The sequence below is a fragment of the Paraconexibacter antarcticus genome, assembly GCF_024220175.1.
GTDB classification, from domain to species: Bacteria; Actinomycetota; Thermoleophilia; order Solirubrobacterales; family Solirubrobacteraceae; genus Paraconexibacter; species Paraconexibacter antarcticus.
Window position 1 is genome coordinate 2,660,588 of sequence record NZ_CP098502.1, and the last position, 25,297, is coordinate 2,685,884.

Sequence of the window (25,297 nt, forward strand, 5' to 3'; positions counted from 1 at the left end):
CATGTCCCCAATGCGTGTCCGCTTCGCCCCCAGCCCCACCGGCGCCCTCCACATCGGTGGTGCCCGCGCCGCCCTCTACAACTGGCTCATGGCCCGCGGCAGCGGGGGCACGATGGTCCTGCGCATCGAGGACACCGACCGCGAGCGGTCGACGCCTGAGAACGTCGAGCAGATCCTCGACGCGCTCCGCTGGCTGCAGATCGACTGGGACGAGGGCCCGATCTCCCAGGTCGAGCGCTCCGGCCGCCACGAGGAGGTCCTGCAGCAGCTCCTCGACGCGGGCCACGCCTACCGCAGCACCGCGACGGGCGACGACGTCAAGGCCTACAAGGCCGAGCACGGGGCCGACAAGGGGTTCCGCGGCACCCCGGAGGCCGAGGGCGCCGTCCGCCTCCGTGTGCCGGACGAGGGCGCGACCGTCGTCCACGACCTCGTCCGCGGCGACACGACCTTCCAGCACGTCCACCTCGACGACCCGGTCATCGCCCGGGCCGACGGCACGGCGCTCTACAACTTCGCGGTCGCCGTCGACGACGCCGACGCCGGCATCACCCATGTGGTCCGCGGCGAGGACCACCTCTCCAACACGCCGAAGCAGCTGCTCGTCTACGTCGCGATGGGCGTGGAGCCGCCGCAGTTCGCGCACCTGCCGCTGCTCCACGGTCCCGACGGCAAGAAGCTCTCCAAGCGTCACGGCGCCGCCTCGGTGCAGGAGCTCCGCGACGCCGGGTACCTGCCCGCCGCGATCCGCAACTACATCGCGCTGCTCGGCTGGGGCGACACGGACGACGAGACGCTCATCAGCACCGACGAGCTCGTCCGGCGCTTCGACGTCTCCCGCGTGTCGAAGAACCCGGCGCAGTTCGACGAGAAGAAGCTGCGCTGGATGAACGGTCGCTACCTGCGCGGGCTCTCGCTCGACGAGCTGACCGCCGAGCTCGAGGCGTTCACTGGGCGCACCGGGCTGCGGGAGGCCGTCGCGATCTCCCGCGAGAAGATCCAGACGCTGGCGGACTTCTGGCCGCTGGCCGGCTTCATCTTCGACGGGCCGACCGACGGGGACGAGAAGGCCCGCGCGAAGTGGCTCACCGAGGAGGGCCGCGCCACGCTCGGCGCCGCACACGACGCCCTCGCGGCGCTGCCCGCCTGGGACCATCCCTCGATCGAGGCGGCGCTGCAGGAGGTCCTCGAGGCGCGTGAGCTGAAGCCCGGCGCGCTCTTCCAGCCCATTCGCGTGGCCCTCGCCGGGACCGCGGTGTCGCCCGGCATCTTCGAGACGCTGACCGTCCTCGGGCGCGAGCCGTCGCTCGAGCGCATCGCCGCCGCCCGCTGACGGCCCGCGCCGACGGCCCGCGCGCCGGAATCCGGGCGGTGGACGGTGTCTCGCGCGCGGTGTGCCGAAGGGGTGATCTGACACTTCTTTTCCGGAATCGTTCAATCATCCGTCCACATCTGCCGATGAAGGGGTCGTACCGACGTCCACGGATCGACCTGAGAGCGTTATCCCGATGAACACCCCCGCCGCCGCCTTCGCCACCACCCCCGGCCCCGACACCGCCACCGGCGCCGACCAGGCAGGCACCCAGCGTCATCACAACGAAGGTCACGGCCGTCGCCTCACCGCCGCGTTCGAGGCCCTCGAGGCGTTCCCCGCCCTGGCCGAGTCCCGCAACCGCCTGCTCCGCCTCGTCTCCGCCGACCGCGTCTCGACGAGCGAGGTCGTCGGCGCCGTCGAGTCCGACGTCGCCCTCGTCATCGCCGTCCTGCGGCTCGGCAACCAGGTCGAGGGCAAGACCCGCGGCCGCGTCGAGTCGGTGGTCCAGGCCGTCGAGCTGCTCTCGCCGGAGGCCGTCCAGTCGCTCGCGACCCGCGCGCGCACCTTCGACTTCTTCGAGCGTTCGAGCGTCTGGGACGCCGCGCCGGAGCGCTTTCGCCTGCACGGCGTCGCGACGCAGCGGGCGGCCGACCGCCTCGCGCAGGAGGCCGAGTACGAGCACCGCGACCGCCTGATGGTCACCGCGCTGCTGCACGACATCGGCAAGCTCGTGCTCATGCACGCCTACCCGGGCTACCCGCAGCAGGTGCACGCCGGCGCGCGCACGCCCGAGGAGCGGATCCACCGTGAGCGCCGCGAGCTCGGCGTCGATCACGCCCTCGTCGGCGGCGTCCTCGCCCGCCGCTGGGGCCTGCCGAAGGCCGTCGCCTCGGTCATCGAGCGTCACCACTCCGACGACGCGACCGGTGAGGCCGCGTTCGTCCGCCTCGCCGACATGCTCGCCCACTACGCCCAGGGCGGCGCGGTCTCCCCGACCGAGCTGCTGCGCTGCGCCCGCGTCATCGGCCTCGGCCCGACCGAGCTGCGCTCGGTCATGTACGACCTCCCGTACCCGACGACGGGCCGCACCCGCCAGATCGACCCGTGCCCGCTGTCCTCCCGCGAGGTCGAGGTCCTCAAGCGCCTCTCCGAGGGCAAGGTCTACAAGCAGATCGCCCTCGAGCTGCAGCTCTCCACGAGCACGGTCCGCACCCACCTGCACAACATCTACGGCAAGCTCGGCGCCGTCGACCGCGCCCAGGCCGTGCTGATGGCGACGGAGCGGGGCTGGCTGTGATTCGCCTCGCCTAGCGGCTCGGCGAACCACTGGGAGTTCCTCGCCCAGGGGCCCGGAACATCCCGGGCGGGGAAGCCCGCCGTCCGGTGCCATACGATCGAGGTCCCCGATGATCTCGATCACGACGAAGAGCCCCTACGCCCTGAAGGCGCTGACCGAGCTCGGTCGCGCCGGCGACAGCGGGCCGGTGCCGATCGGTGAGCTCGCCCGTCGCCGGGACGTCCCGGTCCAGTTCCTCGAGCAGCTCTTCGCAACCCTGCGCCGCGCCGGCGTCCTGAAGTCCCAGCGCGGGGTGAAGGGCGGCTACTCGTTCGCCCGTGAGCCCGCGACGATCACCGTCCTGGAGGTCGTCGAGCTGCTCGACGGCCCCCTCGGCCGGGACGCGGAGGGCATCTTCGCCGACGCCGCCGCCGCCGCCCGCAAGGTCCTCGGCGAGACGACGATCGCGGATGTCGTCGAGGCCGAGACCCGGGCGGCCGGGGTCACGATGTACTACATCTAAAATAGGGGTCCTGTGGGGGGCGTAAAGCCCATGAACACTGGGTTTGTGTCCGCCACAGACCGCTAGAAACCGCCACCGACTGCAGCGCGCGCTGCAGTTTCTGAGGACCGGACAGGGTCCGCCGGGGCGTCGGTTAGTATCGGTGTCCGAGCACGTCCCACACGTGCGACCAAAATCAGAGGCCGCCATGGAGCGGCCTTTCTTTTGCCGCCTCAGCGTGTACTAGACTCTGTCCCACACGTCACCAGTGGTGCGACCAAAATCGCTCACCTGTTCGACCCATAGGAGTTAAGGACCCACGGCCGCCCATGGCGGCCGTTCGCGTACCCGGGCACGAAAGCACGCCTAGGGCGCCTCATCGCGGCATCTAAAGCAACCCAGCCGTCTTCCGTTCGGGAGGCGCTGTGAGCACGGCTGCCCAAGAACGTTTCCGAAAGGTGGCTTCCGTGCGAACCCACGCGCCGACCGCATCCATTGCCGAGATGCGACAGCAAGCCGGCATGACCCAGGTGCAGCTAGCCATGAAGGCCGGGTGCTCAAGAGCCAGCGTCGCGCTCCTTGAAGCGGGCTACGAGCCTCGTCGCTCGGAAGTCCTCAAGCGCGTCCACGCGGCCCTCGTCGAGTCCACAACGAGCGAGAGCAACCCCGGCCAGGGTTGCTCTCGAGAAGGGCAACGCCATGCCCCACACACCACGGACTGAGCGTAGCGACAGCCTCGGCGTCATTCCGCGGCTCGCGCTCCGCCGGGAAGACGCCGCCAAAGCCATCGGGGTGTCCGTCGACGTGTTCGACAAGCACGTCCGCGTGCACCTCCGCTCGGTCCGCGTCGGGACCTTGCGGCTCTACCCGATCACCGAGCTCGAGCGCTACCTCCGGGACTCCGCGGATGAGGCGGCGGCATGAACCGGCGCACCTCCCTGTCGATCGCGCAGGCGCGCGCCGACCTCCTCGCCGAGTGGATCGGCCGACGACCCGAGACGGTCCACACGGTCGGCGACATCTCACGCATGCCCGAGGTCGCGTACTGGCATCCGGCGATCCTCGAGCTCGCCGTGGACATGCTCGTCGCCGACGGCAGGCTCACCGAGGCCGCCGACGGGGTCCTGTGCGTCAAGCCGAGGGCAGAAGGGTGAGATCGCCCGGGGTCGGGCGCACGGCGCCGCTGAAGCCCTACGAGGCCGTGAACTGGGCGAAGCGGATGGCGAGCGTGACGGACCTTCAGCCGAACCGGTTGTCGCCGTCCGAGCTCCGCCGCGGGATGACGCCTAAGAAGCTGTCTCAATACCTGCGTAGGCTGTCGCGGGGATGGCGCGGACGTGGTTGCAGATCAAGGTCGACCTGGTCGGTGGGCGTGGAGTGCGGTGTCGTCCCTCGCCGGGTCGGATCTTCATCGTTGGTCCGGGGCACACGTTTCAGCAGTTCGCGGATGCGATCAACTCCGCGTTCGCGCGGTGGGACCTTTCGCATCTGCATAACTTCGAGCTCGCGGACGAGCGGCTGATCGGCTACCCCGACGACTCGTTCGGCCCGGAGATGACGTGGCTTGACCACGCGAAGCTGAAGGTCGCGCGGGAGCTGAAGCCCGGTGATGAGTTTGAGTACGTCTTTGACTTCGGCGACAACTGGCAGCACCACTGCACCGTGCTTCCAGAGAAGGCCGACCCCGCCGAGGAGTACGGGCCGGTGCCCCCGGGCCCGGTGGCGATCTGGGGGTGGGGCTCGATCCCCGATCAGTACGGCCGTCGCGCCTTCGATGACGATGGTGAGTGACCGTCACTCAGCGAGCTTGCGCTGGCAGACCACGGCGCAGCCGAGCAGCATGAACGCCAGGTGCAGCTCACCGGAGCGTTCGTAGCGGATCCGCAGCCGGCGCAGGTTGTGCAGCCACGCGAAGGTCCGCTCGACGACCCAGCGCTCGCGGCCCAGGTGTGAGCCGTGCTCGACCCCGCGACGGGCGATGACCGGCTTCACGCCGCGTTTCCACAGTTCGCGGCGGTACTTGTCGTGGTCATAGCCGCGGTCGGCGAGGACCTTGTCGGGGCGGGTCCTGGGGCGGCCGACCTTCCCGCGGACCGGGCCGACGCCGTCGACGAGCGGCAGCAACTGGGTGACGTCGTTGCGGTTGCCGCCGGTCAGGCTGATCGCCAGCGGAATGCCGTGACTGTCGGTCAGCAGGTGGTGCTTTGACCCGGTGCGGGCACGGTCAACCGGCGAGGGCCCGGTCAAGGCCCCCTTGAAGAGCACGGACATGGCTGCCGTCGACAACCCCGGTGGACCAGTCGATCCGCCCGGCGGTGTTCAGTCGGCGCAGCAGTTCCTGATGGAGTCGGTGGAACACCCCGGCGGCCTGCCACTCGGCCAGGCGGCGGTGCGCGGTCGCCGGCGAGCAGCCGACCTCACGGGGCAGATGCTGCCACGCGATCCCGGTGAACAACACGAACACGATCGCGTTGAAGCACACCCGATCATCCACGCGCGGCCGCCCGCCCCGAGGATCAGGTCGGTGCACCGGAAGCAGCGGTGCCGCGACCTCCCAAAGCTCGTCGCGGACCTTCCACATCGACGCGGCCACCAGCCACCTCCACAGCCAGGGTTATGTCTCCCTGGCTACGTTCGCCACGCCGCCCCCAAGCCCTCCCCGCCGAGGTATTGAGACAGCTTCTAAGCCTCGATCCACCGATCCATCCGGGGTCTGAAGTGGAGTGACCTCCCAAGCAGGGCTTGAAAGCGGTCGTTCGCGGCGACCGCGGCTCTGCTCAGGAGGTCACCCTCATGGTGAACGAGTCGGCGGTCGTGGTGTTCGATGATGCGCGGGCGGTCGCGAACGCTGGGGTGATGCTCCCCGCGCTCCTCGCGCAGCGCCTCGGGCTTGAGCAACTCATCGAAGAGTGCGTGGATCTCGGCGACCGTCCTGGCGCGGCGAATCCGGGCCGCAAGGTCATGACGATGTGCTCGGCGATGGTCCTCGGTGCGGACTGCATCGACGACTGCGATCTGCTGCGCTCAGGACAGACCGGCGCGGTACTCGGGCATCGCGTTGCGGCGCCGTCAACGCTCGGCACGTTCCTGCGGGCGTTCACGTTCGGGCACGTCAGGCAGCTAGACCGCGTGCTTGGCCTCGCGCTTGAACGCGCGTGGGCCGCGGGCGCCGGCCCGGGCGACGAGCGGCTGGTGATCGACGTTGATTCGTTTGTCGGCGAGGTCCACGGCTACAAGAAGCAGGGCGCGGGCTACGGCTACACCCGAAAGCTCGGCTACCACCCACTGCTCGCGACCCGCGCGGACACCGGTGAGGTCCTCCACATCCGGCTGCGGAAGGGCTCGGCGAACACCTCCCGCGGCATGCTCCGCTTCTGCGAGGAGCTCATCGCCCGCGTTGATCGCGCCGGCGCCACAGGCCCGAAGCTGCTGCGCACCGACTCGGGGTTCTGGGCGAAGAAGACGTTCGTGCGGCTTGACCGGGCCGGCTGGCAGTTCTCGATCGGGATCCGCATGCAGCCTCACGTTCGCGCGCTCGTCGACGCGATCGACGAGGACGCCTGGGTGACCTTGGAGGACTACCCCAAGACCTCTGTCGCGCAGATCGCCGAGACCACGATCGGCGACTTCCGCATGATCATCCGCCGAGTCAGGACGCTCTCCCAGCAAGGCGAGCTGCTCCCGAGTTGGGAGCACTACCCGTTCGCGACCAACCGCACCGACGAGCTCCAGATTGTCGAGGCTGAGCATCGCCAGCACGCCGTCGTTGAGCTCGCGATCCGCGACCTCAAAGATCAGGCGCTCGCGCACTTCCCCTCGGGCAAGTTGAGCCGTCCCGGTTTCACGGAGACTTGTTGTTTGGGTTTCCTCTCTCGTCAGTGGGAGAGGGGTGAGCCGGACCGTATCGCGTAGAGGGTCTCGAATTCGACGGGCGGGATGTGACCGATCGCGGAGTGCAGGCGGTCGTGGTTGTACCAGCCGACCCACTCCACAACGGCGAGCTCCAGTTGGGTGCGGGTTTGCCAGACGCGGTCGCGGATCAGCTCGGTCTTGAAGCTGTCCACGAAGCTCTCGGCCATCGCGTTGTCGTACGCGTCACCGGTCGAGCCGAGCGAGCCGAGCACGTCGTTGTCCAGGAGCGCTTGGGTGAAGTCGAAGCTCGTGTATTGCGATCCCCTGTCCGAATGATGGATAAGTTGTAGATCGGCGCCGTGTCGGCGGGTGCCCAAGGCCATCTTCAGCGCGTCGAGCACGAGGTCGGTGCGCATGTGGCCGGCGAGCTGCCAGCCGACGACCCGGCGGGAGTAGACGTCAAGGACGAAGCTGAAGAACCCCACGCCCTCCCACGACTTTAGATACGTGAAGTCGGCGATCCACAGCGCGTCCGGCCGGGTCGCGGTGAACTGGCGGTTGACCAGGTCCGGTCGCCCTGAGCCGGCCGGGTCAGCGACCGTGGTCTTCCACGCTCGGCCGCGGCGCTTGGCCCCGATCAGACCGTCCGCTGCCATGAGCCGCTCAACGCGGCCGCGGCCGACCTGCACGCCCTGACGGCGCAGCGCCTTCCACACGCGCAGCGATCCGTACGCCTCGTAGTTGGCGCGGTACACCGCCCGGATTTGCTCGAGCAACACGGCGTCTTCCTGCGCGCGGGTCGACAACACCCCGGTCGCGCGCTGGTAGAACGCCGAGGGCGAGGTCCCGAGGGTGCGGCAGGTGAGCTCGACAGCGAAGCCGGCCGCCCGCTGCTTTTCGATGAAGGCGCTCACCTCCGCGGGGTCCCGTCGAGCTCCTTGGCGAAAAACACCGAAGCGGCCTTGAGGATCTCGTTCTGCCGCCGCAGTTCCTTGACCTCACGTTCGAGCAGACGCATCCGGTCGCGCTCGACCGTGTTCAGCACGTCGCTGCGCGTTCCGGCGTCGGCCTCGGCGAGCCGCACCCAGTTCCGAAGCGACTCCTTGTGCACGTCCAGGTCGCGGGCGACCTGCGCGATCGGACGCCCGGACTCCAGCACCGTCTTGACGGCCCGCTCACGCAACTCCGGCGGGTACTTCCTTCCACGAGCCATATGACCACGTACTTCCTCTCAACAGACCGAATGCCTGTTTCAGAAGTCCCCGTCGATCCCGGGACGGCTCAACGGCCATGCCAAGCAGGGCGCCCACCGGCCCGAAGCTGCTGCGCACGGACTCCGGGTTTTGGAACAAGAAGCTGATGGCCAAGCTCGAAGCCGCGGGCTGGACCTATTCGATCGGGGTGCGCCGCCAGGGCAAGATTCCTGCCGCGATCGCTGCGATCCCCGAGACCGCTGGCAGCCGCTTGAGGACTACCCCGCGGACGGCGAGGCCCAGATCGCGCAGACGATGATCGGCACCCAGCGTCTGGTCGTGCGCCGCACCCGGCTGCTCGGTGCGCAAGCCGAACTGTGGCCTAACTGGCGGCACTTCGCGTCCTTGACCAACCGCACCGAACCGTTGGAAATCGTAGAGGCCGAGCACCGCCAGCACGCCGTCGTCGAGCTCGCGATCCGCGCGCTGGCCCTGGGCACACGACTTCCTCGCCGCCCTGGCCCGCATCCGCGCGCTGCCGCCACCCGCCTGACCCGGCCCGGCTCCGCAACGACCATCCGTGCCACACCGCCGGCGTTCGCTTGCCCGCATCGCGGCCCCACCGAGACACTCGCGACCGCCTCGACGAGCGCGCGGCCGCCGCGCCCGGCGACGACAACTCACAACGGTGGATCGAGGCTTGGTTGCCAGGTGTCGTCTGCGCGCCGGGGTTCGCGGAGTCCCGCGCGCCTGGGGTCGCGGGCCAGCTCGCGCGACGTCCGCGCCGACGGGCCGGCCGCAACGGCATCAAGCGACGTGAAGATGGACGACCAGCCCGTTGTGGCGGTCGTCGGCCGGCAGCCCGCACGGCGGTCGGCGCGCGGCGCGGCCCAGTTCCGCGCAGCTCGGTCGTCGAGACGCCGCGGAGCGGCTGCTGCACTGGGTGCGGCGGCGGGCGCTCAGGCCGTCTGGTGCTCGCGGGCGCCGAGCAGCTCGTCAAGGCTCCGGGCGTCTGCGGGACGTGAGCGGGCGTGGCGCTCGTACCAGCGGCGCCCGTGCGCGCGCTGATAGGTCCAAAACACCGACGCCACCGCGCCGCGGGGGTGCAGCCAATAGCCGTCGGTGACGTCGAGCGTCGGCGCGACTTGTCGCGGGTCGACGTCGGCTATGACGATCCCTTGGCCGGCCGACGCCGGTCGCCACGCGAGGACGCCGCCGTGGGCGTCGGTGATGGCCGCCCCGCCCTGGAAGTGCCCGCGGTAGGGCAGGCCCGGGACCCACGGCACGCCGCACACGATCGAGCCGCAGTGCGCCGCGTGGACGACGGGCACGCCGAGCGCCCGCGCCATCGCCGGCGCGACCCCTGCCGCGGTGCGCGCGTTGGCGGCCTCGAGCTTGCGGGTCAGCGCCTTGGGCGGGTACTCCGGGATTGACCACCATGCCGAGCCGCCGACGAGCAGGTCGACGCGGTCGCGCAGCCGGTGGACGGTCTGGGTGCGCATGAGCTCCCAGCAAACCGCGGCGCCGACGGGAACGCCACCCGGGCCGGCGATGACGCCGGGGTCGCTGCCCGTCGTGTAGTAGCAGGCCTCCCACATCGTGGCGAGGTCCTTGTCGTGGCGGCCGAGGATTGTCCCGTCGCGGTCCACGAGGAAGAACGCGTTGCGGTTGTGGCCGTCCGGATCGCGGCAGAGGAACGACCCGCCGGCCACGATCCCGTGACGCCGCGCGATGTCGACCAGCAGCTGCATCCCTGCGCCGTCGGGCGGCAGCGCTGCGCCCGCGAGCCGGTCGTCGAAGGCCATGCCGGTGGTGAAGAACTCGGGCAGGATGATCCACTCGGCGCCCGCCGCGGCGGCCTCGTCCGCCAACGCGCGACAGCGGCGCAAGTTCTCGCCGACGTCGGCCACGACGGACTCCAGCTGGACGGCGGCGACACGCATAGCCGCAGGGTAGTAGCGCGGTGTCGCGGTGTCAGCGCCCGACGACCCTCTGGCTTCGCGGTGTTCGGGCGCTCACCGGGTAGTCCCATCGGCCAGCCACTCCACCCCTCGTGAAGAAGCCGTAGGCGTTCAGTTGGTCGGGGGGACATAACCGGGGGTTGTCGAACTTGGTTGTGTGGAGCGGCAGGACGCGGAGGCGATCTATGAGCAGGGCCGCGATGTCGTTGTCGCGGTGTTGATGCGGCTGGACGAGCAGGTCCAGCGCCTTGAGAAGCGCGTCATTCAGCAAGACGAGCGGATCGCCGTGCTGGAGCGGCAGCTGGGCCGGTCGTCGCGGAACTCGTCGCAGCCGCCGAGCGCCGACCCGCCTCGTGTGCCGCCGCGGGTGAAGGGCCCGTCAGGCCGGGCACCGGGCGGTCAGCCCGGGCATGAGGGCAAGGGTCGCTCGTTGCTTGAGGCCGCCGCGGTTGACGAGGTCGTTGACTACTGGCCTGCCGGATGCGGGTGCGGCAGGCTGTTCGCCCCGGGCGACCTGGTTGCGGTCGGGGGCCCGGCACGGCATCAGGTCGAGGAGCTGCCGGTGATGGCCGTCACCGTGACCGAGCACCGCTGTCACCACGTGATCTGTCCCGGCTGCGGAGCTCAGCGGCGCGGCGAACTTCCCGCGGCAGTCGCCGCGAGCGCTTTGGGTCCGCGGCTGCAGGCGGCGGTCGTGACGTTGTCGGTCCGCAACCGCATCAGCCGCCGCGACGTGGTCGAGCTTTGCGAACAGTTGTTCAACGCCCGCGTGAGCGTCGGGACCGTCGACACCATCCTCGCCCGCGTCGCCGACGCGCTGATCGTCCCGTGCGAGGACCTCCTTGACCGCGTCCGCTCAGCGTCGGCGGTGAACATGGACGAGACCGGCTGGCGCCTGCGCGGTGGACAGCGCGCGATGTGGGGGGCGTTCACCGAGCGTCACGCGATCTTGCAGATCACCGCAAGCCGCCACGATGACCACGCCAAAGAACTCCTCGGTGGTAGCCGGGCGATCATCACCTCTGACAGGTGGTGGGCCTACAACCATCTGCCGGTCCGAAGACGGCAGATCTGCTGGTCACATTTGCAGCGCGACTTCGCTTTCCAAGCCGAAGGCCGCGGCATCGAAAAACAACTCGGTGAGGCCGGCCTCGCCGTCTGCGCCGACCTGTTCGCCGCCTGGGCCGCGTTTCAGCAGACCGGCGACCGCCCCGAACTGCAGCGCCAGATCCGGCTTCTGCAGCGACGGCTGAAACCGGTGCTACGCGAGCACGGCGGCAAGAAAGTGCGCTACCGCCAAGGCCGCGGCTTCTCCCGCGGCCTGCTGAACCTGTGGCCCGCCCTCTGGACCTTCGCCCGCCAGCCCGGCGTCACGCCGACAAACAACCACGCCGAACGCGGCCTACGCGGCGCCGTCATCTACCGCAAACTCAGCTTCGGCAGCCAATCCGAAAACGGCGAAGCCCGCATCGCCCGGCTGCTCTCCGCCCACACCACCTGCCGCATGCAAGGCCGCAGCCTCCACGAGTACCTCATCCAGGTGCTCCACGCCAACGCACACAGCGAACCAGTGCCGCTGCTGGCCTAACACCAGCCGCAGGGCACTGAACGCCTACAAGAAGCCCTGCTGGTGCGGGGCTTCTGTCGTCTCCGGGCCGGGTCTGAGAGGGTTCGGGGATATCCGACGACGCCTCGACCGAGGACCCCGCCGAGGTCATCGACACGATCATCGCCCAGCTCGGCGACTGGCGGGGCGCGCTGCTGGCCCGCATGCGCGGGCTCATCCGCGAGGCCGATCCCGACGTCGTGGAGGAGATCAAGTGGCGCAAGCCCTCCAACCCGCTCGGGGTCCCGGTCTGGAGCCACGGCGGCATCATCTGCACCGGCGAGACGTACAAGGACAAGGTGAAGCTCACGTTCATGAAGGGCGCGTCGGTGCCGGACCCGGCCGGCATCTTCAACTCGAGCCTCGACGGCAACGCGCGCCGGGCGATCGACATCGGTCAGGACGCCGCGATCGACGAGGCGGCGTTCGTGGCCCTCGTGCGTGCCGCCGTCGAGCTCAACGCGTCGTAGACCACCACCACCCGGAGAGCGTCAACCATGCGCAAGCTGCAGAGCCAGGGCGTCCACCACATCACGCTCACGGGCGCCGACCGGCGGACGTCGATCGACTTCTGGGAGGGGGTGCTCGGCATGCCGTTCGTCTTCGAGCAGCCCAACCTCGACAACCCGGCCGAGAGCCACCTCTACTTCGACCCGGGCGACGGGCGCCTCATCACGATCTTCACGAACGAGGAGCGGCAGGGGGACGGCGACCGCACGCCGACCGAGCCGGGCTGCGTGCACCACCTCGCGTTCGCGATCTCGGCGGCGACGTTCGCCCAGACCGTGGAGCGCCTCGACGAGCGCGGCATCCACCACAGCGGGGTGAAGGACCGCGGGTTCATGGACTCGATCTACTTCAAGGACCCGCTCGGGCTCCTCATCGAGCTCGCGGCCTACCGCTTCGTCCCGCCGCACGGGTTCACGCACGCGGACGTCCTCCTCGCGGCCCACCGGATCCGCGTCGCCCGGGGCGACTACAACATCGACACGGTCCACCTCGCGGACGCGATCGAGGAGCTCAGCGGGCGGCGCGAGTCGCTGTCCGACGACGGCTGAGCGCCGCCGGGGTGCGCGCGGCCGTCAGGGCTGCTGGCGGAAGCGCCGGCCGAGGACCTCGCCGGCGAGGACGTTGCGCATGATCTCCAGGGTGCCGCCCGCGAGCGACATGCCGCGCACGTCGCGGTAGCGCCGCTCGGCCTCGTGCTCGCGGGTGTAGCCGCCGTGCCCGAGCAGCTGGATCGCCTCGCGGCAGATGAACTCGGTTCGGCGGTCTCGTTCGCCGTGATCTTCGCCATCGCCGTGAGGCGCATCGCGGGGAAGCCGTCCTCCTCGGAGGACGCGGCGCTCGCGAGCAGCAGCCGCGCGGCCTCCAGGCGCGTGGCCATGTCGGCGACCTTCCACTGCAGCCCCTGGAACTCCGCCAGCTCGCGTCCGAACTGGCGGCGCGTGCGCAGGTGCAGACGCGCCTCGTCGAGCGCGGCGCGGGCGACGCCGAGGGTCATCGCCGCGTTGCCGCAGCGCTCGGGGTTGAACTGGCGCAGCATGATCGCGGCACCGCGGCTCGAGTCCGCGTCCGGCGCGACGATGACGGCGCCAGGGTCGATCCGGACGCCGTCGAACGCCAGCGCCGCCTCGGACATGCCCCGGCCACCCATCTTCGGATGCGAGCGCGGCGGCGCGTACCCGTCCTGCCCGGCCTCGACGACGACGGCGCCGAGCCCACGTGATCCGGTCGTCCCGGCGAGGCGGCAGGAGACGAGGATCGTGTCGGCGGTGACGCCGTTCGTGATGTAGCACTTCTCGCCGGTGAGCCGGAAGCCGTCGCCGTCGGCCTGCAGGCACGTCTGCAGCTCCGTCGCCGCCGACCCGGCGCCCGGTTCGCTGATGGCGATCGCGAAGGACCGCGTGCCGTCGGCGGCGCCGGGAAGGTAGCGGCGGCGCTGGGCCTCGTCGCCGAGCGTCGCGATCGCGCGGGGCGGCCCGTTGAGGTAGAGCTGGGCGACCATCGCCGAGGACATGCAGCCGACGGCGAGCTCCTCCAGGACGACGCATGCCTCGCGGACGCCGAGCCCGTCGCCGCCATAGGCCCTCGGGACCGTCAGCCCGAGCAGGCCCGCGTCGCGGATCCGCTCGAAGGACGGCTGCGGGAAGGTCTCCTCGTCGTCCCAGCGCCGGGCGTCGGGCGCGATGCGCGCGGCGACGTCCGCGGCCCGGCGGCGCAGGTCGCCGAGCGCCCCGGGCTCGGGCGCGACGAGCGGGGGCAGGACGGGGACGTCGCTCGGCACGGCGCGAACCCTAACGCGGGCGGCCGGCCGGCCCGTGGCTACCCGCGGGCCCGCCGCCGTAGCGCGACCGAGTGGGGGACGGGGCCGAGCGGGCGCCCGCCGGTGATGACCCTCCCGCGGCGGTCCTGGTAGCCGAGCCACGCCACCGTCCCCTGCTGGTCGACCCCCGGGCGGGAGAAGTCGCAGACCCCGTCGGGGAACGTCGCCTGCAGGCTTGCCCGCTGCGCGTCGGTGAAGGTCGCGCCCTCGGTGGCCCGGTCGAGCGGGCGCAGCGCGCACTTGTTCGCGTCGGTCGTGATCGCGTCGCCCGCGACCATGCGCGGGGTGCCGTAGACCGGGACGACGGCGTCGGGGCAGAGGCCCTTGGCGACCACCTGCCCGACACCGCTGAGGCACGTGTCCCCGAGGTCGGCGGGCTTGTCGGCGACGATCTTCCGCGCGAGCGGCGCGCCGGACGTGTCGTGCTCGACCGCGGCGAGCCAGCGGTCCATCGCGACGAGGCTCAGCTGCGCGCAGTGCGTGTCGCCGACGATGACGGCCGGGCCCTCCCAGATGAGCTGGTTGCCGTGCCCGCCGTGCTCGCGGTCCAGGCGCGCCCGGACGGCGAACGCGCGGTAGGAGTCGTGCGCGGCGCCCGGGTCGGGGCCGCGGCAGTCGATGATCGCGGTGCGGTCGAGGTTGTTCGTCTCGTTGATCATGCCGCTGCGGTAGGCGTTCGGGAGCGCCGGGGTGTCGGCCCGGATGCGCGCCTTCGTCGGCCGGATGTCGATGCTCAGGCCGCCGACGCGGGCGTTGAGGTCGGCGAACTGCGAGGGGGTGATCGCGCCGGCCCGCAGGGCGGCGAGGCCGTACTGGACGCCGACGTTGTCGACGGGCACGCCGGCGAAGCCGTGGCCGAGCGCCTGCTCGACCGGGCTCCACACCGCGGGTGGGCGGCGGCCGAAGACGTTCACCGCGAGGTCGGCGATCGAGCAGCGCACGCCGCCGGGGTTCGCCTGCGGGTCGTAGAGCTGCTGGGCGCTGACGCCGGGGCAGGCGTGGGTCGGGACGATCGCGTCGAAGAAGCCGATGTCGCTGACGATCGCGTCGACCGGCAGCGGGTTGCCCTCGACGGCACCGAACTGCGTCGGCGACCAGGCGACGCCGGGCCCCCACGTGTCCGGATGCTCGAAGTAGGCCCGCAGGAGGTGGTAGTCCATGACCTGCGTCGCGCTCGACCACGTGTCCGGGAACGAGCACGTCGGCAGGATGCCCTGGTAGATGCCGGGGTAGGCGTTCGCGATCCACTGCTGGGCGAGCGACCCGCCCGAGCAGCCGGTGCCGATGGTGTAGCGGAGGGTCCCGTACGCCTCGATGACGTGCTCCTTGGCCATGACGAGCGACTCGGCCTGGGTCGTCACGTCGCAGTTGTGGCCGCTGTTGTCCAGCGCGGTCGACATGACGACGTACCCCTGCCCGAGCGCGAACTCGACGCTGTCGGCGAAGATGCCGGGCGGCGTGCTCACCGGGAGCCCGAGCAGGTCGGCCGGGTTGTAGCTCGTGACGCTCGGGGCGGTCGCGGGGGCGTAGGAGACGCCGCAGCTCGCGCCGTGGGCGATGAGGAGCTTGTGGTTGAACTGCGGTTGCGGGTCGAGCGCGGTCCACGGCCGGCCCGGGTCGTAGAGCGTGGCGATCCGGTACTGGTCGCGATCCTGGTACCCGGTCTCGAGGCGGACGACGAACGGCACCTTGCGTCCGTTCTGCGTCGTCGTCGTCGCGACGTCGGCCGGCGGCCTGGACCGGTCGTAGGGCTGCAGGCCCTTCGTGAGCGGGTTCGCCGACCGGTAGAGGAAGGTGTAGGTCGCGGGGGCGTTGCACTGCGCGTCGACAGCCCCCTTCTGGCAGGTGCGCGGCTGCGGCTGCGGCCCGGCGAAGACCGGCCCGCCCTGCGGATGGTTGCGCACGACGAGCCGCGCGCCGGTCCCGTCGGGGAGCCGGACGTCGACGAGGTTGAGGCCGACCTTCAGCCCGGTCAGGAGCGCGTCCATGGCGAGCCCGCTGCGGCGGAAGCGCCGCGTCACGCTGCGCCCGCCGAGCGTCACGCGCACCCGCGCGTGGCGGGCCCGCGCGGGGAGGTCGACGTGGAGCAGGACGTCACCGCCGGACACGAGGTCGGCCCGCCCGGAGACGTCCGTGATGACCGGTGGCGCCGGCCGCGCGACGTGCGCGGTCGCCGTCGCCGGCGCCGCGAGCGCGCAGAGGAGCGCGATCGCCGCCGGCGTCTTCCCTGACCCGAGAGGCATGGGCGGACGCTACACGTGCCCGCGGTCCGTGCGCCAGGGGCGCGGGGTCAGGCGGCGGCGGGCGTCTCCGCGCGGACGTCGGCGGGCGCGGCGCCCGTCGCCGCCACGCGCCACGACGGCGGGCCGGGGGCGGGGCCGACGGTCCAGTCCGGGCGCTCGGTGCCGGTCGGCCGCGTCGAGCGGAAGCCGTCGAGCCGGCGGTTGCGCCGTGCCTGCCACTCGAGCGGCAGCTCGCGCGCGACCTGGCGCAGGATGCGCGCCCGATCCGCGCCCGGGCGGCGCAGCGCCGCGACGAGCCCCTTGACGAGGTGGTCGGGCGAGATGATCGCCTCGATCGTCCGCGCGCGGTTGAAGGTGTCCGAGACGTCCGGGGCGTCGTCACCGGAGAACGTGCGCAGGACCTCGCGCACGAGGTCGCCGACCGGCTCGGGGCGCGACTCGCGGTTGCCCCAGTGATACGTGCTGAGCGTGTCCTGGTCGCGGCCGCGCTCCCAGCGGCGCAGCGCCGCGTCGAGCGCGAACGGGTCGTCGAGCGTCGTCGCAGCCGCCTCGCCGAGCAGGCGCCCGTGGCGGAGCGCGTCGCGCATGCCGTTGCCGGTCACCGGGTCCTTGAAGTGCCCGGCGTCACCGGCCAGCGCCCAGCCGCGTCCGCTCGAGCGGCGGTAGTACGCCGAGAGGTCGGCCGTCGAGCGGACCTTCGTCATGTTCGTCGCGCCCGCGAGGCGCGCCGCGATCGCGGGGTCGCCGTCGAGCTTGCGCTGCCAGGCGGCCTCGGCGTCGGCGCGGAAGGACGGGATGTCCTCCGCCGGGCACATCCACACGACGAGCACGCGGCCGTCGGGGGTCGAGGGGAGCGTGAGGGCGACGGTCCGCTCCGCGCGGTAGACGCCGAACTCGTCGTACCGCTCGGTGCCGGCCTGGGGGTCGTCCATGTAACGGAAGGCGAAGCCGCGGCCGTTGCGCGACCCGCGGTACGGGGTCCACGCCCCGACCTCGGCGGCGACGCGCGAGCGGCGCCCGTCGGCCCCGACGACGAGCTTCGCGTGGAGCTCGCGCTCGGTGCCGTCCGCGTCGGTGTAGGCCACGCCGGCGGCCCGCCCGCCGCGCCAGACGACGTTCGTGACGGTGTGCTTCTCGCGGACGTCGGCGCCCGCGTCGCGGGCGGCGGCGACGAGGCACTCGTCCTGGAGTTTGCGCGGGACGCACACGCCGTAGGGGATCCCGTCGAAGGGGCGGAAGCGCTCGCGGACGACCATGTCGCCGTCCTCGATCCGCAGGTGCTGCGGCCGGGCGGGGTTCAGCGCGAGGATGCGCTCCAGCGCGCCCATGCGCTCGAGCTCGGCGACGCCGTTCGGCACGAGGACGTGGGTGGACAGCGCGTCCGCGGGAAAGCGGGCGCGATCGAGGAGCACGACCTCGCGGCCGGCTCGGGCGAGGGGGACGGCGGCCGCCGTCCCGGCGCAGCGTGACCCGACGATGACGACGTCGGCGGTCTCGATTCCCATTCGCCGACACTACGAGGGCGCCGGGGGCCCGCCGTCCTCCGAGCAGGAGGACGGCGTCCCCCAGCGGGGTCAGATGGCGGCGCCGCGGCGGCCGCTGAAGTACATGACGAGCGCGACGATCGCGAGCGCGAACAGGATGGGGTGGATGATGACCCCGCCCGCGATGGCGATGATGAACAGGACGATGGCAAGGATGAGGAGCATGCGTGCCGTGTGCCCGGGAGATCGTGACTTCACGCACGACGGACGGATGTTCGATCGGACCCCGACGGGTGGTGACGCGCCGGGCTCGCGCTCGCGGTTGTCGGGGCCCGCGTCCCGGCCGTAGGCTTGACACCGTGTCCAGTCCTGCTCTCCGCCCGCTCCTCCCGGCCGCGCGCCGTCTCGCCCGGACCGTTGCGGGCATCGTCGTCGTCGGCGGCGTGGCCGCCGCCGGAGCGCAGGCCGCGCCCGCCGTCACGCTCACCGGGGGGACGGGCCCGGCGCCGGTCCGGCTCTGCGGCGCGACGCATACCGCGCGCACGGTGCCCGCGGGCGGCGCCCTCGCGCTGCACGTCTCCGCGGCCCGCCTGGACCGCGTCCGGACCTCGCGCCGCGGCTCGACCGTCGTCGTCGACCGCTGCCAGGACGGCCGCTGGACGGCGCTGAGGACCGTCACGCTCGGCGCCCGCCGCACGCCGCTGACCACCGACCTGACCGGCGCCGGCGGCCCGGCCGCGGACCTGCGCGTCCGCACGCGCTCCCGCAGCGGCCGCTTCGGCCGCGCGGCCTTCGCCCGGGTCGGCGTGGGGGAGATCGTCGACGTCCCGGTGAGCTTCGGCGTCGTGAACCGGAATCGCACGCCGCTGCCCTGCCCGCCCGGCACGCCGGACGGCAGGCCGTACACCGTCCACGGCACCCTGGTCGCGCCGCGCGCCGTCCTCGACGCACCGAAGCCGGCGGTGACGCTGTACCTCCACGGCCTCGGCTACACCGGCGAGCTCTTCTTCCGCTACCAGGGCGTGCCGGGCTACGACTACGGCCTGCAGCAGGCGCAGGCCGGGCACGCCTCGGTCGTCATCGACCGCCTCGGCAACCCGTCGCACGACGACCTCCCGGACGGGAACGCCACCTGCCTGCCCGCCCAGGCCGACATGGCCGACCAGGTCATCAAGGCCCTGCGCAAGGGCAGCTTCACCGTCCCGGGGACGCCGCGCGCCTTCGACCGCGTCCTGCTCGCCGGCCACTCCGCGGGCGGCCTCATCACCGAGATCACGCAGTACGCGTTCTCGAGCGCCGACGCGATCGCCGTCATCGCCTACAACGACGTGCCGTCCCCGCTCGCGCTCGCCCAGTTCGCGACCGCCGGGGGCGACTGCCTCACCGCGCCCCAGCGCGCGCACGGGACCACGGGCTCCCCGAACTACGCGCCGTTCGGGCGGACCGACGCGGACTTCACCGCGGCGCACTTCCACGACATCGACCCCGCCGTCGCGAAGGACGTCCTCGCGCGCCGCACCCGCGATCCGTGCGGCGACCTGCTCTCGGCGCTCCAGGGACTGATCGGCAACGAGCTCCTCAGCCACACGATCAGCGCGCCCGTCCTGATCGTCTCCGGGGCCGACGACGCGCTCTTCACGCCGCCGACGAACAAGCTCGCCGCGGCGACCGCCTACCCCGCGTCCTCGCAGGTCACCCTCGACGAGCTGCCGGACACCGGACACGCCGTGACGCTCGGGCGGACGCACGACGCGTTCCGCTCGGCCATGGACCGCTGGCTGAGCGCCCACGGTGGGTAGTCCGGACCCGCGGCACGTCGGGTCGTAGCCCGTTGTACGGGGCGTGAACGGTCCGTACCCTCCAGCCAGAGCCCATGAGCGCACGTGATCCACAGGCCGGTCCCGTCACACGGGAAGACAGCGATGCGCTCGCGCTCGCCTGGCGCCGGCTCGGACGGGGGGCGACCGCGGTCGCGATCCTCACGTCGCCGGCGCTGTTCCTCGCGCTGGCGCAGGTCGGCGACTGGCCGGTCTGGGTCGCCCTGCCGGTGACGCTGCTCGCGATCGCCGCGTTCCGCGGCCTCGTCGACATCATCTGCCACCGGCTCGTCGAGCGCCCGAGCCTCTACAACGCCGACGAGCGCACGAAGGCCGAGGACGTCATCTTCCGGCGCCGCCGCTGGTACTGGCGCAGCCGCTTCCGGCGGATCGTCGTCTACCTCTTCATCGCGGGGATCGTGCTGCTCTTCGGGCAGCTGCTGTCCCAGGTGCTGCTCGGGAAGGGCGCACCGTTCTTCAACCCGCTGAAGGCGTTCGGCGACAGCTTCTCCAAGCAGGACCGCATCACGCTGGCGCTGCAGCAGGTCATCACCTTCGCGCAGCTCCCGATGTTCTTCCTCGTGAACTTCCTCATCTTCTTCGGGCCGCTGCTCATGTTCGGCGTGATGCAGATGAAGTCGTTCGAGCCGGGCGAGTCGGACTGGGGCGTCGGCCTCGACGACGTCCGCGGCCAGCGCGAGCCGAAGAAGGACGTCGAGCGCGTCATCACGCTGTGGGCGGCCGGCGAGGAGTTCAAGGAGGCCGGCGGCAAGCCCGAGCGCGGCCTGCTGCTCATCGGCGCGCCCGGCACCGGCAAGACGATGCTCTCCAAGGCGATCGCCACGAGCTTCAACTCGCCGCTCATGACGATGCCGGGGTCGGGCTTCGCGCAGACGTTCATCGGCCTCGACGTCGTCATGGTCATGATCCTCATCGCCCGCGCCCGGCGCCTCGCCCGCAAGTGGGGCGGCACGTGCATGATCTTCATCGACGAGATCGACGCCGTCGGCCGCCGCCGCCAGGGGCTCGGGGGGATGATGGGCCATCGCACGGGCGGCTTCGCCGTCGACCGCCCGGAGGATCACCTCTTCCACGGCCCGTGGGGCGCGATGACGTCCAGCGGCGATGTCGTCATCGAGTCGCTCGCCTGGCGCGAGCGGCTCTTCCGCGAGCGTCACGGCGGCGGGAGCGCGGTCGTCGCCCCGTCGATCGTCACCCGCTACATGGGCGGCATGATGGGCGGGGGCGGCATGGCGCTGAACCAGCTGCTCGTCCAGATGGACGGCATGGACAGTCCGCCGGTCCTCCGCAAGTGGACGACGAAGAAGTGGAACACCTTCCTGGACGCCTCGTACATCGTGCCCCAGCGGGTCGGCGGCCGGTCGCTGCGGCTCAAGGCTCCGCGTCCCCGTTCGGAGCAGGTGTACTTCATCGGGGCGACGAACGTCGACATCGAGGAGCTCGATCCCGCGCTCATCCGACCGGGGCGCATGGGCCGTCACGTCTGGTTCCGCACCCCGACGAAGGACGACCGCAAGGACATCTTCGACCTCTACCTCTCGAAGGTCGACCACGACCCGGACCTCGACCGTGAGCAGCGCCGCGACGAGATGGCCCGCATCACCGGCGGCTACTCGCCCGCGATGATCGAGCAGGCGACGTCGATGGCGCTGACCTTCGCGCACTCCGACGGGCGGGCCCAGTTCTCCTGGCCGGACCTCATCGAGGCGATCACGACGATCGAGACCGGCACCGCCGTCGGCGTCGACTACGTCCCGGAGGAGACGCGCGCCGTCGCGATCCACGAGGCCGGGCACGCCGTCGCGAGCCACGTGTACTGCGAGGGCGTCGAGTCCACCCGCCTGTCGATCCGGATGCGCGGCGGCTCGCTCGGCCACCACATGGCCCGCGAGAAGGAGGAGCGCTTCTCCCGCTGGCGCCACGAGGACGTCGGGCGCCTCGTCCACATCCTCGGCGCGATGGCGGCCGAACACGTCTTCTACGGCGAAAACGGCCGCGGCGTCGGTGGCGACGTCGGCTCCGCGACGTCGCTCGCCGCGCTGATGGTCGGGGTCTGGGGGATGGGCCCCGAGCCGATCGACCTCAGCGGCATGGACTTCGCCGACGACGAGGCCCGCGACAAGTACGAGAAGGAGCTGTACGACCGCTTCGAGGGGATCGGCGCGCGGATCATGAACCGCGCCGGCACCGGGAACATGATGAACCCGAGCCCGATCGGGGCGATCCTCGGGGACCGCGCGAAGCAGCGCGCCGCCGCGATCATGCTCGGGCAGGCGTACATCACCGCCGTCTGCCTCATCCGGCACAACCGGGAGCAGGTCGCGCAGATCGCCGAGGCCGTCATCGAGCGCAAGGAGCTGCACGGCGACGAGGTCGTCGCGCTCCTGGACGCGGCCCACCTCGAGGCGCCCGCGATCGACATCCACGACGAGACGATCTGGCCGAAGCTGTGAGCGACGAGCACATCACCGACGAGACCGCGCCCGAGGAGACCGGACCCGGCCGCCCGGAGCCCGCCCGCCCGCAGCCCGGCGACGCCGGCTTCGCCGCCTCCCGGCCGTACGACCCGGCCGGGACCCGGCCCAAGCATCGCCTCGAGGACCTGCTGCCCGCCGGCGCCCAGGGGCTGCTCCCCGGCGACGTCGTCGACGGCGATGCCGTCGAGGAGCCGTGGTCCACGTTCGGTGGTGGCGACGCGCCCGGGCCTCCGGACGACGCCGGCGACGACGAGCACCTGCTCCCGGTCCGCCAGCCCGCCGGATCCGTGCCGGCGACGGGGGAGCGGGGAATCCCGCCGAAGCAGTCGCGCCGCATCGGCGCGATCGCCGGCGCGCTGCTCGCGCTCGCGGTCGCCGGCATCGGCGTCTCCGTCCTCATCCTCGCCGGGAACGGGCACGACAGCAAGCCGGCGCCGACCGGCGTCGCGTGGTCCGCGTGGCGCCCCCACGGCACCGGCGAGCAGCAGGTCGCCCAGATCGCCACCCGCGTCGGCCGCGAGTACCGCGGCTCGGACCGGAAGCAGCTCGTGGCCGTCACCGGGGGTCCGCTCGAGGCGGCCGGGCTTCCGCTGACCGTCGCGCTGCGCGAGCCGGCGAGCCAGGGGGGCAACATCGACCTCGAGTCCGGCACCGCCGTCCTCTACCGGCTCTGCGGCCTCGGCGCCCGCTGCTCGATCGCCACCGGCAGGCCGTCGGTCAAGCGCCACCTCCTGCTCCGCCGTGAGGCGCTCGAGCTCGCGCTCTACACCCTGCGGTACATCGCCGTCGACCAGGTCGTGGTGTTCATGCCGCCGCCACCCGGCAAGACGGCGAACGAGGCCCTGTTCTTCAAGCGCTCACAGCTGCGCAAGCAGCTCGAGCAGGTGCCGCTGGACGCGTCCCTCACCCCGCAGACGCCGACCGTGTCGTCGGTCGCGAAATCCCCGGACGCGCGGCTCGTGCAGGCGATCACGCTGTCGACGCTGTTCAAGTTCAGCCTGACCCAGGCGAACTCCGACACCCGCGGCTTCCTCGTGCTCGACCCGCTCGGCTGACGGCTCCCGCGCCCGGCCTCCGCAGCGGCGACACCGTCATCGCGCAGACGCCCTGAGCGCCACGGGCGCCCGGGGATGCACGCGGGCTTGCAGCGCGCGGCATTCCGGCGCGAACCGGGCCGCCGACGCCCTACCCTGGTCGCGTGCCCGAGCCGACGAGAACCCGCGATCGCTCCTGGCTGCCGCGGGCGGGCGGCGCCGCGGCGCTCGTCCTCGTCCTCCTCGCCGGCGCGGCCTTCGCGGTCGTGCACTGGTCGGGCGCGACGCTCGGCGCCGACGACGAGGCGCTCGCGCGGGTCCACCTCTCGGCCTTCGGGGGGACGGTCACCGGCGCCCGCGTCGTCACCGCCTCGGGGAAGACCGTGCCGCTCGTCCGGACCGGTGACCTCCTGACCCCGGCGAAGCAGCTCGCCAGCGGGCAGCGGGTCCGCGTGACCGTCGACGTGCGGCGGCCCGGCATCGTCGCCTGGGCGCTCGGCAAGGTCCGGCACGAGCACCTCACCCTCCGCACCCCGCAGGCGTCCGTCGCCTCGCGCTGGATCGACGCCGCGGCCGACGGCACCGTCCGCGTCCCGTTCGACGGCACCGTCGAACGGGTCTCCTACGTCCTCGGGCACCAGGCCTCCGAGCGCCGCCTCGCGACGCCCGCCACGACGGTCTCGCTCGGGCGCCCCGCCGCGGCCGGCTCGGTGAAGATCGCCGCCAGCGCCCGGCCGTGGCTGCGCCTGGACCACCAGGCGACGGTCGACTGGTTCCCGAAGGCCAAGGTCCCCGTCGCGATCGTCAGCCCGAAGCCCGGCGGCCTGCGCGGCCCCGCCGAGCCGATCCGCCTCACCTTCTCCGTCCCGGTGCGCCAGGCGCTCGGCGGCACGAAGCCGGCGCTGTCGCCCTCCACGCCCGGCCGGTGGACGAAGCCCGACAGCCATACCCTCGTCTTCACGCCGTCCGGCTACGGCACGGGCTTCGGCCAGGCCGTCCACGTGACGCTCCCGCGGACCGTCGGCATCGCGGGCCAGGACGGGCGCGACGTGCGCGCCGTCCGGGAGGTCTCCTGGACGAGCCAGCCCGGCTCCACCCTGCGGCTGCAGCAGCTCCTCGCCGAGGCCGGGTACCTGCCGCTCGACTGGGCCCCGAGCGGGACGCCGGTGGCGAGGACCCGCGCCGCCCAGTCGCGCGCCGCGTCGCAGGCGCCGGACGGGACCTTCAGCTGGCGCTACGCGAACACGCCGAAGGAGCTCAAGGGCCTGTGGACGCCCGGCAAGGTCGACGTCATCACCCGGGGCGCGCTCATGATGTTCCAGGACGAGCACCACCTCGCCGTCGACGCCGTCGCGGGCGCCGGCGTGTGGAAGGCGCTCCTGGACGACACGATCGCGGGCAAGCGCCACGCCGGGGGCTACAACTACGTCTACGTGCACCGCAGGGTGCCGCAGCGGCTCACGCTGTGGCACGCCGGGCACACGGTCCTCACGTCCCCGGGCAACACGGGCGTCCCGGCCGCGCCGACCGAGCTCGGGACGTTCCCCGTCTTCGAGCACCTCGCCGTCACGACGATGAGCGGGACGAACCCGGACGGGTCGCACTACCACGACCCGGGCATCAAGTGGGTGAGCTACTTCAACGGCGGCGACGCGCTGCACTCGTTCAACCGCGCGTCGTTCGGGACCCCGCAGAGCCTCGGATGCGTCGAGCTGCCCCTGGCCACGGCCGCGAAGGTCTGGCCGTACACGCCGATCGGGACACTCGTCACGATCGAGCAGTAACGGCGCCCGTCAGGCTCATCTGACGAGCGCCCTTGCGCCAGACCGCCGGGGAGGCGTACCGTGGGTCCTCGGACCGCGGCGCCGGAGCGCCGCGGACCGGATGGCCCGCCCCCGTCATCCTCGTCCGGAGTCCCCCCATGTCCACGCCCTTCGCAGTCCGGTCAGCCGAGCGCTTCGTGATCCGGTCCCCCGCAGATCTCGACGCGCGCGAGGAGCTCTCGGTCCTGACCGAGGCCCAGCTGCACTCCCTCAGAGCACTCGTCGTCCGCTATCCCCGCTGCGACGTCGCGGTCGAGACGTGCGGCGGAGGCTCCTTCGTCGTCCGCGTGTGGAGCCGCAGCGGCCGGCTCGTGTCGGTGCGGCACGTGTTCCCGCCGGGCACGACGGTCTGGTGACCGCGGCGGCT

25 protein-coding genes and 1 pseudogene are annotated in these 25,297 nt (G+C 71.9%); 16 read left to right on the forward strand and 10 right to left on the reverse strand.

What is annotated here, in order from left to right; translation table 11 throughout:
* Nucleotides 1-10 precede the first annotated feature (10 nt).
* From gltX to NBH00_RS13165, 7 genes are all read left to right on the forward strand, one after another.
* Entirely contained in the window at nucleotides 11-1,333 is a 1,323-nt protein-coding gene (gltX, locus tag NBH00_RS13140; protein ID WP_254569045.1) for a glutamate--tRNA ligase, read from the forward strand.
* A gap of 175 nt (nucleotides 1,334-1,508) precedes the next feature.
* The gene (locus tag NBH00_RS13145) at nucleotides 1,509-2,612 is read left to right on the forward strand and encodes an HDOD domain-containing protein (protein ID WP_254569046.1); all 1,104 of its coding nucleotides are present in this window, start codon (nucleotides 1,509-1,511) and stop codon (nucleotides 2,610-2,612) included.
* 109 nt (nucleotides 2,613-2,721) lie between these two features.
* Nucleotides 2,722-3,114, forward strand: a complete 393-nt coding sequence (locus NBH00_RS13150) for an RrF2 family transcriptional regulator (protein WP_254569047.1) — start codon at nucleotides 2,722-2,724, stop codon at nucleotides 3,112-3,114.
* Nucleotides 3,115-3,596: 482 nt separating this feature from the next.
* Nucleotides 3,597-3,815 (forward strand): helix-turn-helix transcriptional regulator, encoded by a 219-nt coding sequence (locus NBH00_RS25515; protein WP_367401327.1) that lies wholly within the window; start codon nucleotides 3,597-3,599, stop codon nucleotides 3,813-3,815.
* Entirely contained in the window at nucleotides 3,793-4,017 is a 225-nt protein-coding gene (locus tag NBH00_RS13155) for a hypothetical protein (RefSeq protein ID WP_254569048.1), read from the forward strand. The genes NBH00_RS25515 and NBH00_RS13155 overlap by 23 nt, the downstream gene beginning before the upstream one ends.
* Nucleotides 4,014-4,247 (forward strand): hypothetical protein, encoded by a 234-nt coding sequence (locus tag NBH00_RS13160; RefSeq protein WP_254569049.1) that lies wholly within the window; start codon nucleotides 4,014-4,016, stop codon nucleotides 4,245-4,247. The genes NBH00_RS13155 and NBH00_RS13160 overlap by 4 nt, the downstream gene beginning before the upstream one ends.
* A gap of 172 nt (nucleotides 4,248-4,419) precedes the next feature.
* The gene (locus NBH00_RS13165; protein ID WP_254569050.1) at nucleotides 4,420-4,884 is read left to right on the forward strand and encodes an IS1096 element passenger TnpR family protein; all 465 of its coding nucleotides are present in this window, start codon (nucleotides 4,420-4,422) and stop codon (nucleotides 4,882-4,884) included.
* A 3-nt stretch (nucleotides 4,885-4,887) separates the two neighbouring features.
* Here the strand turns inward: NBH00_RS13165 and NBH00_RS13170 are convergent.
* Nucleotides 4,888-5,674 (reverse strand): IS5 family transposase gene (locus NBH00_RS13170; RefSeq protein WP_437126619.1). Its coding sequence is split into 2 segments (ribosomal slippage): nucleotides 4,888-5,341 and nucleotides 5,340-5,674, totalling 789 coding nucleotides; the frame shifts between segments, so codons are not numbered across the junction.
* A 212-nt stretch (nucleotides 5,675-5,886) separates the two neighbouring features.
* On the opposite strand from NBH00_RS13170, the gene NBH00_RS13175 reads away from it, so the two are divergent.
* Nucleotides 5,887-7,005: an IS1380 family transposase gene (locus tag NBH00_RS13175; RefSeq protein ID WP_254569051.1), complete on the forward strand. Its 1,119-nt coding sequence runs from the start codon at nucleotides 5,887-5,889 to the stop codon at nucleotides 7,003-7,005.
* On the opposite strand, the gene NBH00_RS13180 is transcribed toward NBH00_RS13175, so the two are convergent.
* From NBH00_RS13180 to NBH00_RS13195, 4 genes are all read right to left on the reverse strand, one after another.
* A complete protein-coding gene (locus NBH00_RS13180) occupies nucleotides 6,969-7,859 on the reverse strand; it encodes an IS3 family transposase (RefSeq protein WP_254569052.1) in 891 nt (296 codons plus the stop codon). The genes NBH00_RS13175 and NBH00_RS13180 overlap by 37 nt on opposite strands.
* Nucleotides 7,856-8,158, reverse strand: a complete 303-nt coding sequence (locus tag NBH00_RS13185) for a transposase (protein WP_254569053.1) — start codon at nucleotides 8,156-8,158, stop codon at nucleotides 7,856-7,858. The genes NBH00_RS13180 and NBH00_RS13185 overlap by 4 nt, the downstream gene beginning before the upstream one ends.
* Nucleotides 8,159-8,333: 175 nt before the next feature.
* On the reverse strand, nucleotides 8,334-8,597 hold the full coding sequence (locus NBH00_RS13190; protein WP_254569054.1) for a hypothetical protein: 264 nt from the start codon (nucleotides 8,595-8,597) through the stop codon (nucleotides 8,334-8,336).
* Between the two features lie 500 nt (nucleotides 8,598-9,097).
* Nucleotides 9,098-10,081 carry a carbon-nitrogen hydrolase family protein gene (locus NBH00_RS13195; protein WP_254569055.1) on the reverse strand — a complete coding sequence of 328 codons (984 nt, stop codon included), beginning with the start codon at nucleotides 10,079-10,081 and terminating at the stop codon, nucleotides 9,098-9,100.
* A 175-nt stretch (nucleotides 10,082-10,256) separates the two neighbouring features.
* Between NBH00_RS13195 and tnpC the strand changes: the two genes are divergently transcribed.
* From tnpC to NBH00_RS13210, 3 genes are all read left to right on the forward strand, one after another.
* Complete coding sequence (gene tnpC / locus NBH00_RS13200; RefSeq protein WP_254569056.1) at nucleotides 10,257-11,687, forward strand: IS66 family transposase; 1,431 nt, start codon at nucleotides 10,257-10,259, stop codon at nucleotides 11,685-11,687.
* 89 nt (nucleotides 11,688-11,776) lie between these two features.
* Entirely contained in the window at nucleotides 11,777-12,175 is a 399-nt protein-coding gene (locus tag NBH00_RS13205; protein WP_367401328.1) for a DUF1801 domain-containing protein, read from the forward strand.
* A 27-nt stretch (nucleotides 12,176-12,202) separates the two neighbouring features.
* Nucleotides 12,203-12,763 (forward strand): VOC family protein, encoded by a 561-nt coding sequence (locus NBH00_RS13210; protein ID WP_254569058.1) that lies wholly within the window; start codon nucleotides 12,203-12,205, stop codon nucleotides 12,761-12,763.
* A 24-nt stretch (nucleotides 12,764-12,787) separates the two neighbouring features.
* Here the strand turns inward: NBH00_RS13210 and NBH00_RS25520 are convergent, their stop codons facing one another.
* From NBH00_RS25520 to NBH00_RS25260, 5 genes and pseudogenes are all read right to left on the reverse strand, one after another.
* A complete protein-coding gene (locus NBH00_RS25520; RefSeq protein WP_367401329.1) occupies nucleotides 12,788-12,961 on the reverse strand; it encodes an acyl-CoA dehydrogenase family protein in 174 nt (57 codons plus the stop codon).
* Nucleotides 12,934-14,133, reverse strand: a pseudogene (locus NBH00_RS13215) (acyl-CoA dehydrogenase family protein); the annotation flags it as partial. The pseudogene NBH00_RS13215 and the gene NBH00_RS25520, both read right to left, overlap by 28 nt.
* Nucleotides 14,031-16,274, reverse strand: a complete 2,244-nt coding sequence (locus NBH00_RS13220) for a DUF6351 family protein (protein WP_254569060.1) — start codon at nucleotides 16,272-16,274, stop codon at nucleotides 14,031-14,033. The gene NBH00_RS13220 and the pseudogene NBH00_RS13215, both read right to left, overlap by 103 nt.
* A gap of 47 nt (nucleotides 16,275-16,321) precedes the next feature.
* On the reverse strand, nucleotides 16,322-17,779 hold the full coding sequence (locus NBH00_RS13225; protein WP_254569061.1) for an NAD(P)/FAD-dependent oxidoreductase: 1,458 nt from the start codon (nucleotides 17,777-17,779) through the stop codon (nucleotides 16,322-16,324).
* Nucleotides 17,780-17,848: 69 nt separating this feature from the next.
* Nucleotides 17,849-17,983 (reverse strand): hypothetical protein, encoded by a 135-nt coding sequence (locus NBH00_RS25260; RefSeq protein WP_302182631.1) that lies wholly within the window; start codon nucleotides 17,981-17,983, stop codon nucleotides 17,849-17,851.
* 134 nt (nucleotides 17,984-18,117) lie between these two features.
* On the opposite strand from NBH00_RS25260, the gene NBH00_RS13230 reads away from it, so the two are divergent.
* The 5 genes from NBH00_RS13230 to NBH00_RS13250 all read left to right on the forward strand — a co-directional run bounded on the left by NBH00_RS13230 (nucleotide 18,118) and on the right by NBH00_RS13250 (nucleotide 25,286).
* On the forward strand, nucleotides 18,118-19,557 hold the full coding sequence (locus tag NBH00_RS13230) for an alpha/beta hydrolase (RefSeq protein WP_254569062.1): 1,440 nt from the start codon (nucleotides 18,118-18,120) through the stop codon (nucleotides 19,555-19,557).
* Between the two features lie 74 nt (nucleotides 19,558-19,631).
* Nucleotides 19,632-22,049, forward strand: coding sequence for an AAA family ATPase (locus NBH00_RS13235; RefSeq protein WP_254569063.1), 2,418 nt, complete (start codon nucleotides 19,632-19,634; stop codon nucleotides 22,047-22,049).
* Complete coding sequence (locus NBH00_RS13240; protein ID WP_254569064.1) at nucleotides 22,046-23,128, forward strand: hypothetical protein; 1,083 nt, start codon at nucleotides 22,046-22,048, stop codon at nucleotides 23,126-23,128. The genes NBH00_RS13235 and NBH00_RS13240 overlap by 4 nt, the downstream gene beginning before the upstream one ends.
* Before the next feature lie 143 nt (nucleotides 23,129-23,271).
* Nucleotides 23,272-24,891, forward strand: coding sequence for a L,D-transpeptidase (locus NBH00_RS13245; protein ID WP_254569065.1), 1,620 nt, complete (start codon nucleotides 23,272-23,274; stop codon nucleotides 24,889-24,891).
* Between the two features lie 137 nt (nucleotides 24,892-25,028).
* Nucleotides 25,029-25,286 (forward strand): hypothetical protein, encoded by a 258-nt coding sequence (locus NBH00_RS13250; RefSeq protein WP_254569066.1) that lies wholly within the window; start codon nucleotides 25,029-25,031, stop codon nucleotides 25,284-25,286.
* Nucleotides 25,287-25,297: the final 11 nt, after the last annotated feature.